Source organism: Methylocaldum sp., assembly GCF_039794385.1.
Lineage (GTDB): Bacteria > Pseudomonadota > Gammaproteobacteria > Methylococcales > Methylococcaceae > Methylocaldum.
In genome coordinates, this window is sequence record NZ_JBDIVO010000191.1 from 1 (window position 1) to 9,145 (window position 9,145).

The following is a 9,145-nucleotide window of genomic DNA, read 5'->3' on the forward strand; positions in this document are numbered from 1 at the left end:
AATTAGCCTTTCAAGCAAATAACAGTGTCAGAAAATTTTACAATCGATTCGCCATACCAAGCCAAGTAATTAACCTATAATTATAATTATAAATATACACATGATCCGGACATATTACGATTTCGGCTCAGCCTACGTTCGCTGAATATCCTTTTTCCAAAGAATTGGCATAACTTCCCCGCGTGATCGGCAATATCAAGGTGTCAGAAAATTTTACAGACACTTTACTATCTCCAAGCAAATAATTGATCTAATTAAAAATATAGATATGGCATAAGATTCGCGTAATAAAATATTCGGTGCCATACCGAAATCTCGTAATAAAAATTCAAAAACAACTCAGGAGGAGAATGAAAGCAACCACTTAATTCAACGATTACATATAACAAATATGCGAGTTCTGCCCGGTTACGGGCAATATGATACGAACAGGAAACATGCACTTTGGAAAAAGGAGTATCGACATGATCAAGTGCAATTGGCGAGTTGTTTTTCCCTTATCTCTTTTTATTTTCCATTCGGCGGTAACGGTTTCCCACGCGCAGACCGCTACCGTCTTGGCGAAGGCCGTCCCGGACGAGTGCTGGAACGGCTGCGGCATGCCTTATGTCGCCGCGTCGGCAAATGGAGCCTGCCCCACCGGCACGACGCCCAAGCGAAATCAGGCCTATCTTTGGGGTCTGGCCCAATGGAAACAGACCCTCTGGATCGGAACTGGAGCCAATGTCGCGGGTATAGGACAAACCGCAGGCGACGGATTGCAGGAATGCGATTTCGCTAACGATTCCACCGGCAATCCCATCAACGTCCTCGAGGGCTCGCTGAGCCAATACCCCGGCGTTCCCGTACCATTGCGCCAATTCCTGGGCGACTGGAGACCGCCGCAGGTATGGGTTTATGACATCGCCACCGGTAAGCAAACCAATGTTACGCCGAACGACCCTCTCATCAACGAGACCTTGGGCTTACGGTCGGCCGGCGTATCCAATGGCGTGGCAATACTCGCCGGTCCGGGCCAGCTCGGGGTGAGCGTCAATTTGTTTGCCTTCGATGCCGATACCAAACAATATCTCGGCTCGACGACTTTGTTGCGATACGCCAACATCCGCAAATTCGTCTCTGCGCAGGGCGCCATGTATACCGGCGTGCAGACACTCACCGGAGGCGGCGAAATACTGCGCTGGACGGGAACTCGAAGCAATCCTTTCAGCTTCACGACAGTGGGTATGGTAGACAACGATGCGGTCAATCTGGCCGTGCACGAAGGGCGTCTTTTCGTGGCCACCTGGCGTCCGTCGACACTGTCCAGCTCGGTCGGCAGCTTCCTCGGAACCAACAACCCGCCGGCCGGGATCTGGATGAGTCCGCCGATTCCCGCAGGAGGCCTGCGGCTTATCCATGCTGGCCTTTGGACCAAGGTTTGGGAAGTAAATGACTACGAAGTCGACGACCTCGTTGCCTCGACCCAAGGGGTGGGCGACTTGGCCTCGTTCGCCGGTTACCTCTACTGGGGACATATGAACCCGCCGTGGTCGGTCTATAGCACGTTCGTGAGTACCTACGGAGAGCCCCAGGATCGTACTGAAACCCAAAAGAACCTCAGCCGGGCCATTCCGATCTTCCGCGGCCGCAATTTCGGTAGCAGTCCCGAGATTCAACTGCTCTACGGGGAAAAGCAGTTACCGAAATACAACGGCAGCACTTGGAGCATGGTGGATAACAATCTGGGCGGCATGACCCCGCTCTACGGCGCGGCGGGCTTCGACGTTCCGACCAATGTCTATACCTGGACCATGGCGGTTTTCCAAGGAAAGCTGGCCGTGGGAACGCTCGACTCGGGATCCAGCGTCAACTTCAGCAAGAATCCCGGTGCCGACCTTTGGGTCTTCCCCGATGGGAATTCCAAGGCAGTACCATGGACCATAAACGGCTTCGGCCATCCCGAAACCGTTATGGGTGTGCGGAACATGCTTCCAACGAAAGACGTCCTCTATGTGGGATCGTCCAGCAGAGCAAATCTCTCTCCGGATGGCGGTTGGAAACTCATCGGAGTAAAGCCGTAACATCGAGAGATCGGCAAAGGAGTGCCGCAGCGCGGCACTCCTTAAGTCAGGCAGACAAAAGCAAATACCATGTAGAGCGGCTAGATGGGGGAACTGTCCCGTACCTATTCGTAGGTCGGCAATCCGTTGCCGACGAAGCCGCTTTTCCGACCGTTGCGTCGGAAAAGGATTTCCGACCTATTCCACGTTGGGGGCGCTACGCCAAGCCGGAAAATGCTCTCAATGGCGCAACGGAATCGCTACCAAGACGACGCCGACATCTACCAAAATAGAAAACCGTCGAACGCGTTGGGATGTTTTCTGCTTTTGCTCCATGAGCCCGATTGTTGCCATGTCCGCCAAATTGCCTCCGGCACGGCGGAAAGCGTAACCGAGCGGGTCTTGGGCACTAAATCGAACCCGACCTCGAAACCATGGTAATTCCGAATCATGTCCATCGTGATTGGCCCGCGTATGGAATCACGTATGGGCGGCCCGATCATGACTCGCGCGTTACTCAGTTCCCTCCCGGAAAGCGCCACTACGGTCTTTCCCTTCCATATGGGCTGGCACTCGATCAATTCGCCCGCCTTATTGAACACATAGAGATCGAGATCGATCAGCAATCCACTGAGGCCTTCATACAAGGCAATGAATGAAAAAACCTCGATCCTCTCGTCTTGCCGCATGTTTGCTGGCATGAGTCACCTTTAACGCATTAGATCAGTCTCTGACTCCGCACCGAGGCGGCCCCCAAAAAAACGGCTCTTACCGGTGCGCCTTTAGATACGTGTCCAGGAATCGCCGCACCCGTCGGGTACTAGAGTACGGAAGCAACATGAGAACGCCGCCGGGGAAAAGATTAAAGAAAGATGAGGATCGCCGGTGCCGACGATCGATTCTTCGGCCGACGAAGTAGGATAGGTCAGGCGCGCAGCGACCTCGAATCGGCGGGTTACGCGGAGCCTAGGGGCTAACCCACCATCGATGGGTTTCGCTTCGCTCTACCCATCCTACGATGAATGTTCACTCGAATGTCGAATGGAATTACGGTGCCGATCGGGCTTGCTCGGCCTCGGCAATCGCCCACGCGGCGTTGATCAAGCCGATATGGCTGAAGGCTTGCGGGAAGTTGCCGAGCAGCTCGCCCGTGCTCGGATCGACCTCTTCGGCGAGCAGGCCCACATCGTTGGCATAAACGGCGCCGCGGGCCAGGATGCCCTTGGCGCGCTCGACCTCTCCTGCCAAAGCGACTGCGTGGGCAAGCCAGAAAGTGCAGAGCAGGAAAGTGCCCTCCTCTCCTTTCAACCCGTCGTCGGCGCGATAGCGGAATACCAGCCCCCGTTTGTCCGTCAACTCCCGCTCGATCGCATCGATCGTCGCCAGCATGCGGGGATCGTCCGCCGGCAGGAAGCCGACCAGCGCCATCATCAGGACCGAAGCATCGAGCTCGTCCGAACCGAACGCCTGAGTAAAGGACTGAGCCCGCTCGCTCCAACCCTGGGTAAGAATCGCCTGGCGGATTTCCTCGCGGACGGCGCGCCAGCGCTCGACACGATCCGCGGCGCCGAGCAGATCTGCGAGCCCGATGGCCCGGTCGAGGGCGACCCAGCACATCAGTTTCGAGTACAGGAAGTCTCGCGGCGGACCGCGGATTTCCCAAATGCCCTGATCCGGATCGCGGTAATAACGACCGGCAGCGTCGGCGACATCGGCGAGAAAATTACGGGTGATGGGATCGAGAGTGGTGAGCTGTCCCTGTAGCCGGTACGCTGCGTTCAACAGCTCGCCGTAGACATCGAGCTGCCGCTGATTCCAGGCGCCATTGCCGACCCGGACCGGACGGCTGGCCCGCCAGCCGGACAGATGTGGCAGCTCGCGTTCGGTCAGATCGTGCTCGCCGCCGATGCCGAACATGATCTGCATATCCACGCCGCGCTCGATCTGGGTCAAGGCCGAGCCTGCCAAGAAGTCGAAGAATTTATAGGCTTCGTCCGGACAGGCCGCCACCCACAGCGCTTCCAGGGTGAAACTCGCATCGCGCACCCAAGTGTAGCGGTAGTCCCAATTGCGGCTGCCGCCCACGGCTTCCGGCAGCGAAGTCGTCGGTGCGGCCACGATGGCGCCGGTCGGAAAATAGGTCAGCCCCTGAAGCACGCGCCCGCTGTGGCGGACGAGCTCCCGCCACGGTCCTTCGTAGTTCTGGTGGAGATCGGACCAGCTGCGCCAGGCGGTGATGGTGTCGTCCAACCGTTCGGCGATATCCGCTTCGGTCCAGACTCGAGGCGCGGCTTCGGAACTCGAACGATGCTGCAAGGCGAAGTCCAGGCGTTGGCCGGCTTCGATTCTCACGCCCGCCCATGCCGTCGAACGGGTGATTTGAAACGGCACGGGCGAACTGAGATGGAGCACCGAGGCGCCGCCCCGCGCGGATACGCCGCCAACGACCGGAACCAACAAGGGAAAGACCAGCCCATACTCCGGCCGGGGCGCGTACTCGATCTCGAGGTCTGCGTGCCCGGCCAGGCATCGGACGCTGCGGATCAGGGTATGCGGCGCGTCGGCGCCGAGCTGGTGGCCGCGTTCGTTGGGTCCCATCGCCAGCGCGTCGGTCAGAACCACGGTGCCGGTCGGCGTCTCGAAGGTCGTTTCAAGCACCAGGGTGCCGTCGAGATACCGGCGGCGCGTCGATGCTTGGCCAACCGGGCGGATGGCCCAATGGCCGCCGTCCGTATCCAGAAGCCGCGAGCAGATCGCGGGCGCGTCGAAACGGGCAAAGTTAAGCCAGTCGACCGAGCCGGCGCGGCTGACCAGGCCGGCCCCGTGGCAATCGGACAGAAAGGCGTAGTCAGCGATGGGAAGCTGGCTCACGGCTGTATCTCCAGTCGGATGGGACGCAGGACAAGCACCGAACGCACGGAGTGAGACCTTGATCGATTCGACCGATAGGACGCGCGGGAGTGCCTTCGCTCCGTCTGAAACCGGAAGCTCTGACAAAGGTAAATCATGGCGGCATGCGGAACTCCGGAACGGCCGGACCTCGCGAGAAATCAAACCAGATGTTGGTTCCCAACCTCAAGGTTGGGAACCCAAGTCTTGGAAGCTCCGGCTTCCTGCCCTTTGCGAGGCTGGAGCTTCCAAGGCCTTATTCCCAAGCAGGAGCTCTCATCGTTATACACAACTTACGAGCGACCCGAAACGTGCCCGGACCCGCCATTCCGGCAGGGAAGCCGGAATCCAGCCACACGGAGGTGAAGCGGCGGGCCGGAGCTGTGCTTCGGATAAGCCAGCGTGCGACCGGCCGGTTACCATCCATGGCCCTGGATTCCGTCGTCCATGGACGGAATGACGGTGACGACCACCCGCTGGGTCTTGTGTATAACGATGAGAGCAGGAGCTTGGGAACAAGCGGAAGTAGACGTTGAAATTCCCCGCTCGATGGAGGTCACCATGACGAGCCAGAACGCTTCGAGCACCATCAACGACAATTCGGCCTGGCCGGACCTGCCTTTGCAGGCATGGCAAGACACCTATGCGACCTTGCATATGTGGACACAGATCGTCGGCAAAATCCGGCTGGCCTTGACGCCCTGGATCAACCACTCCTGGCATGTCGTGCTTTATCTGACGACATCCGGGCTGACGACCTCGCCGATTCCCTATCGTGACCGAACGTTCCAGATCGATTTCGATTTTATCGAGCATCGACTCGTGATCCGGACCAGCGACGGCGCGGCGCGACAATTCCCGCTTCTACCCTGCACGGTGGCCGATTTCTACCGGGAAATTTTTGCCGCGCTTCGGGCGCTGGATATCGAGGTCGCCATACGGAAAAAACCCAACGAGGTCGCCCGCGCGATTCCCTTCGACCAGGATCGGGAACACGCCGCCTACGATGCCGAGCACGCCCACCGGTGCTGGAGGGTGCTGGCCCAGGCGGATAGCGTATTCAAGGCATTCCGCGCGCGCTATATCGGCAAATGCAGTCCGGTGCATTTTTTCTGGGGCAGCTTCGACCTGGCGGTCACACGCTTCTCCGGCCGGCGCGCGCCCGAACACCCCGGCGGCGTGCCCAATCTTCCCGATTGGGTGGTCCGCGAGGCCTATTCCCATGAGGTAAGCAGTTGCGGCTTCTGGCCGGGTAACGATGCTGTCCCGTTTCCAGCCTTCTACGCCTATGCCTACCCTGAACCGAAAGGTTTTCCGGACGCACGGGCACGTCCCGAAAGCGCGTTTTACAGCCCCGAGCTCAAGGAATTCGTCCTGCCTTATTCCGAGGTGCGGCAGGCGGATTCACCCGGCCGGCTGCTGCTGGAGTTTCTCCAAAGCACCTATGACGCGGCCGCCGATCTGGGACACTGGGATCGGCCGTCGTTGGAACGGAGCCTATCCGGCAAAGAGCCTACCTTCCCCACGACCTAAAACTTGCCCGAGCGGAAATCGTGCATGGCCTGTTCGACCTCGTCGCGCGTGTTCATCACGAAAGGTCCCCACTGCACGATCGGCTCGTTGAGGGGACGGCCGGCGACGAGCAACGATCGAGCCCCGCGCGAAGCCGTCAGCCGCACGCCATCGGCATCCGCGCGGTTGGTCAGGACCGCGAGCTGGCGGGCGCGCACCGGCTCGCCGCGTGTGCCGACGCCGACTTCGCCTTCGTAAACGTACAGAAACGCGTTATGTCCCCCAGGGATCGGCGCCTCGTAAGCGCTTCCGGCCGGCATTTCGAGATCGAGATAGAGCGGCTCGGTCGCCTCGCGCCTGACCGCGCCGCCGATGCCCGCAACCGATCCGGCGATGATCCGGATGGTCACGCCTTCGGCCGTGGTGGTGCTCAGGATCGCTTCCGCCGAAATGTCCCGGTAGCCGGGCTCGGTCATCTTCTCGCGCGCGGGCAGATTGATCCAAAGCTGGAAACCGTGCATCAGCCCCTGCTCCTGCTCGGGAAGCTCGGAATGGATGATGCCTCGACCCGCCGTCATCCATTGCACGCCGCCGGCAGCCAGCAAGCCTTCGTGGCCGGCGTTGTCGCGATGCCGCATGCGCCCCGCGAGCATATAGGTCACCGTCTCGAAGCCCCGATGAGGATGATCGGGAAAGCCGGCGAGATAGTCGTCCGGATTGTCGGAGCGGAACTCATCAAGCATCAGAAAGGGATCGAGCCGCCGCTGCAAGTCCGGGGTCAGCACGCGCAGCAGTTTTACCCCCGCACCGTCCGAAACGGCATTGCCGGTGACCAGTCGCTCGACCTCGCGGGTAACAAAATTCGGAGAGGTGGCCATGGGTGTTCTCCTCAAACAATTTGTCAAACATCGATCGGTTTCGCCGCAGTCGTTACCGCTCGGGAACCGACAAGCCGGGCGATCTGCCCGAGCGCATCGGTTTCCGCTTGCCCCTTGGCGGTCTCCCCCAAAGCCAGTCCTTCGGCATAGACGAAATTGACGTCCGTCATCCCGAGGAAACCCAGCACATTGCGCAGGTAAGCGGTTTGGGTGTCCTGCGGCGTGCCACGATGGACTCCGCCGCGGGCGGCGAGCACGAACACCTGTTTGTCTTGGACCAAACCGACCGGGCCGTTTTCCGTGTACTCGAACGTGATTCCGGCGCGGGCGACGTGGTCGATCCAGGCTTTGAGAGTCGACGGGATGCCGAAGTTGTACATGGGAACGCCGAGCACGAGGACATCCGCCGCCTGAAGCTCCGCAATCAGTTCGTCCGAAAGTTCCACTGCCGCCCGCTGCTCGGGAGTGCGCCGCTCGGCCGGCGCGAAGAAGCCTGTGATTGCGGTCTCGTCCAAGTGCGGAATCGGCTCGCGGCCGAGGTTGCGGGTGACGATCCTGTCCTCCGGATGCCGCGCGCGCCACTGAGTGATGAAAGCGTCGGCGAAGCGGTTGGCGTTGCCGGTGTCGGACAAACTGGTCTTGATTTGCAGCACGTTGGCCATGGCGATCTCCTGGTAAGAATCGATAGACGGCACCAGGATAGGTTTGTATGACTCGATTAAAAAGCGCAAAATTCTGGGCATTCTTATCGAAGAATTCGATCATATGAAGATTCCCCGGACCACTCTCGAGCAATGGCGGGTATTGCAGGCGATCGTGGAATACGGCGGATTCGCCCAGGCCGCCGAAGCGCTGCATCGCAGCCAGTCGTCCGTCAGCTATACGGTCGGCCGGCTGCAGGAGCAGCTCGGCCTGAAACTGCTGGAGATTCACGGCCGCAAGGCAAAGCTCACCGAATCGGGAGAGACGCTTCTGCGCCACGCCGAAGAACTGCTCGGCGAAGCGCTTAAACTGGAGAAACTGGCCCACAGTCTGGTGCAGGGGTGGGAAGCGGAAATCCGGCTGGTGGTCGACGCGTTGTTCCCCACTCCCCTTCTGCTGCGCATGCTGAGGGAATTTGCGCCCCTCAGCCCGCACACGCGCGTGCTGCTCAGTGAAGAGGTGCTGTCCGGCACCGACGAGGCGCTGATCATGGGCCGCGCCGATCTCGCGATCGGCGGACAAGTCCCGCCGGGATTTTTGGGAGATCACGTGCTGGACGTGGAACTCGTTGCCGTGGCTCATCCCGACCACCCGCTACACCGGCTCGGACGAACCCTGGATGCCGATGACTTGAGCCGGGAGCTGCACGTCGTCGTGAGCGATTCGGGCACACTGGCGCCGCGCGATTCCGGCTGGCTCGGCGCGACGCGGCGTTGGAGCGTGACCAGTCCCGAGAAGCGGATAGCCTTGTTATGCGCGGGGCTGGGCTTCGGCTGGATTCCGTGCCATCTGATCGAGGAGCCGCTCGCCTCCGGCCGGCTCAAGCCGCTGCCCCTGCGCGATGGACAGCGCCGAAAGGTGCCGCTGTATCTCATCTTCGCCCAGCCCAAGCTTGCCGGCCCCGCCACCCGCAAGCTGGCCGAACTGATCCGCGCCTGCGCCGCCGAAAGCGGAACCGGGATGAACAGCGGTTCCGTCTAGCCCGCAGTTCTCCGATTTCTCCCGCAGCGGACTCCGATTCGCTTGGCTTGTTGGCGAGCTGTGCTCTGTCTCACCGTGGGGAAGGACATTGTAAAAGCTGCCTCTGTGCATGAATCTTTACACAAATCGTCACCCCGGCAA

7 protein-coding genes are annotated in these 9,145 nt (G+C 59.9%); 3 read left to right on the plus strand and 4 right to left on the minus strand.

Translation table 11 applies throughout. The features are described from left to right. Nucleotides 1–464: 464 nt before the first annotated feature. A complete protein-coding gene (locus tag ABJK70_RS15460; RefSeq protein WP_077730251.1) occupies nucleotides 465–2,063 on the plus strand; it encodes a hypothetical protein in 1,599 nt (532 codons plus the stop codon). Between the two features lie 260 nt (nucleotides 2,064–2,323). Here ABJK70_RS15460 and ABJK70_RS15465 read toward each other — a convergent pair whose 3' ends face one another. Both ABJK70_RS15465 and ABJK70_RS15470 read right to left on the minus strand, forming a co-directional pair. Further along, nucleotides 2,324–2,743: a hypothetical protein gene (locus ABJK70_RS15465; protein ID WP_077730250.1), complete on the minus strand. Its 420-nt coding sequence runs from the start codon at nucleotides 2,741–2,743 to the stop codon at nucleotides 2,324–2,326. Nucleotides 2,744–3,089: 346 nt separating this feature from the next. Then, the gene (locus ABJK70_RS15470) at nucleotides 3,090–4,913 is read right to left on the minus strand and encodes a glycoside hydrolase family 15 protein (RefSeq protein WP_347258404.1); all 1,824 of its coding nucleotides are present in this window, start codon (nucleotides 4,911–4,913) and stop codon (nucleotides 3,090–3,092) included. A gap of 579 nt (nucleotides 4,914–5,492) precedes the next feature. Between ABJK70_RS15470 and ABJK70_RS15475 the strand changes: the two genes are divergently transcribed. After that, the gene (locus ABJK70_RS15475) at nucleotides 5,493–6,464 is read left to right on the plus strand and encodes a DUF5996 family protein (protein ID WP_086135747.1); all 972 of its coding nucleotides are present in this window, start codon (nucleotides 5,493–5,495) and stop codon (nucleotides 6,462–6,464) included. On the opposite strand, the gene ABJK70_RS15480 is transcribed toward ABJK70_RS15475, so the two are convergent. Next, a complete protein-coding gene (locus tag ABJK70_RS15480) occupies nucleotides 6,461–7,321 on the minus strand; it encodes a pirin family protein (RefSeq protein ID WP_347258405.1) in 861 nt (286 codons plus the stop codon). The genes ABJK70_RS15475 and ABJK70_RS15480 overlap by 4 nt on opposite strands. Before the next feature lie 23 nt (nucleotides 7,322–7,344). Beyond that, nucleotides 7,345–7,983: an FMN-dependent NADH-azoreductase gene (locus ABJK70_RS15485; RefSeq protein WP_077730247.1), complete on the minus strand. Its 639-nt coding sequence runs from the start codon at nucleotides 7,981–7,983 to the stop codon at nucleotides 7,345–7,347. A 43-nt stretch (nucleotides 7,984–8,026) separates the two neighbouring features. Here ABJK70_RS15485 and ABJK70_RS15490 point away from each other — a divergent pair, with 43 nt between their 5' ends. Further along, nucleotides 8,027–9,004, plus strand: coding sequence for a LysR family transcriptional regulator (locus ABJK70_RS15490; RefSeq protein WP_347258406.1), 978 nt, complete (start codon nucleotides 8,027–8,029; stop codon nucleotides 9,002–9,004). Nucleotides 9,005–9,145 lie beyond the last annotated feature (141 nt).

What these genes read in the sequence shown, in the direction of transcription:
- ABJK70_RS15460 (WP_077730251.1), top strand. Translation starts at nt 465, where the DNA reads ATGATCAAGTGCAATTGGCGAGTTGTTTTTCCCTTATCTCTTTTTATT.
- ABJK70_RS15465 (WP_077730250.1), bottom strand. Translation starts at nt 2,743, where the DNA reads ATGCCAGCAAACATGCGGCAAGACGAGAGGATCGAGGTTTTTTCATTC.
- ABJK70_RS15475 (WP_086135747.1), top strand. Translation starts at nt 5,493, where the DNA reads ATGACGAGCCAGAACGCTTCGAGCACCATCAACGACAATTCGGCCTGG.
- ABJK70_RS15480 (WP_347258405.1), bottom strand. Translation starts at nt 7,321, where the DNA reads ATGGCCACCTCTCCGAATTTTGTTACCCGCGAGGTCGAGCGACTGGTC.
- ABJK70_RS15485 (WP_077730247.1), bottom strand. Translation starts at nt 7,983, where the DNA reads ATGGCCAACGTGCTGCAAATCAAGACCAGTTTGTCCGACACCGGCAAC.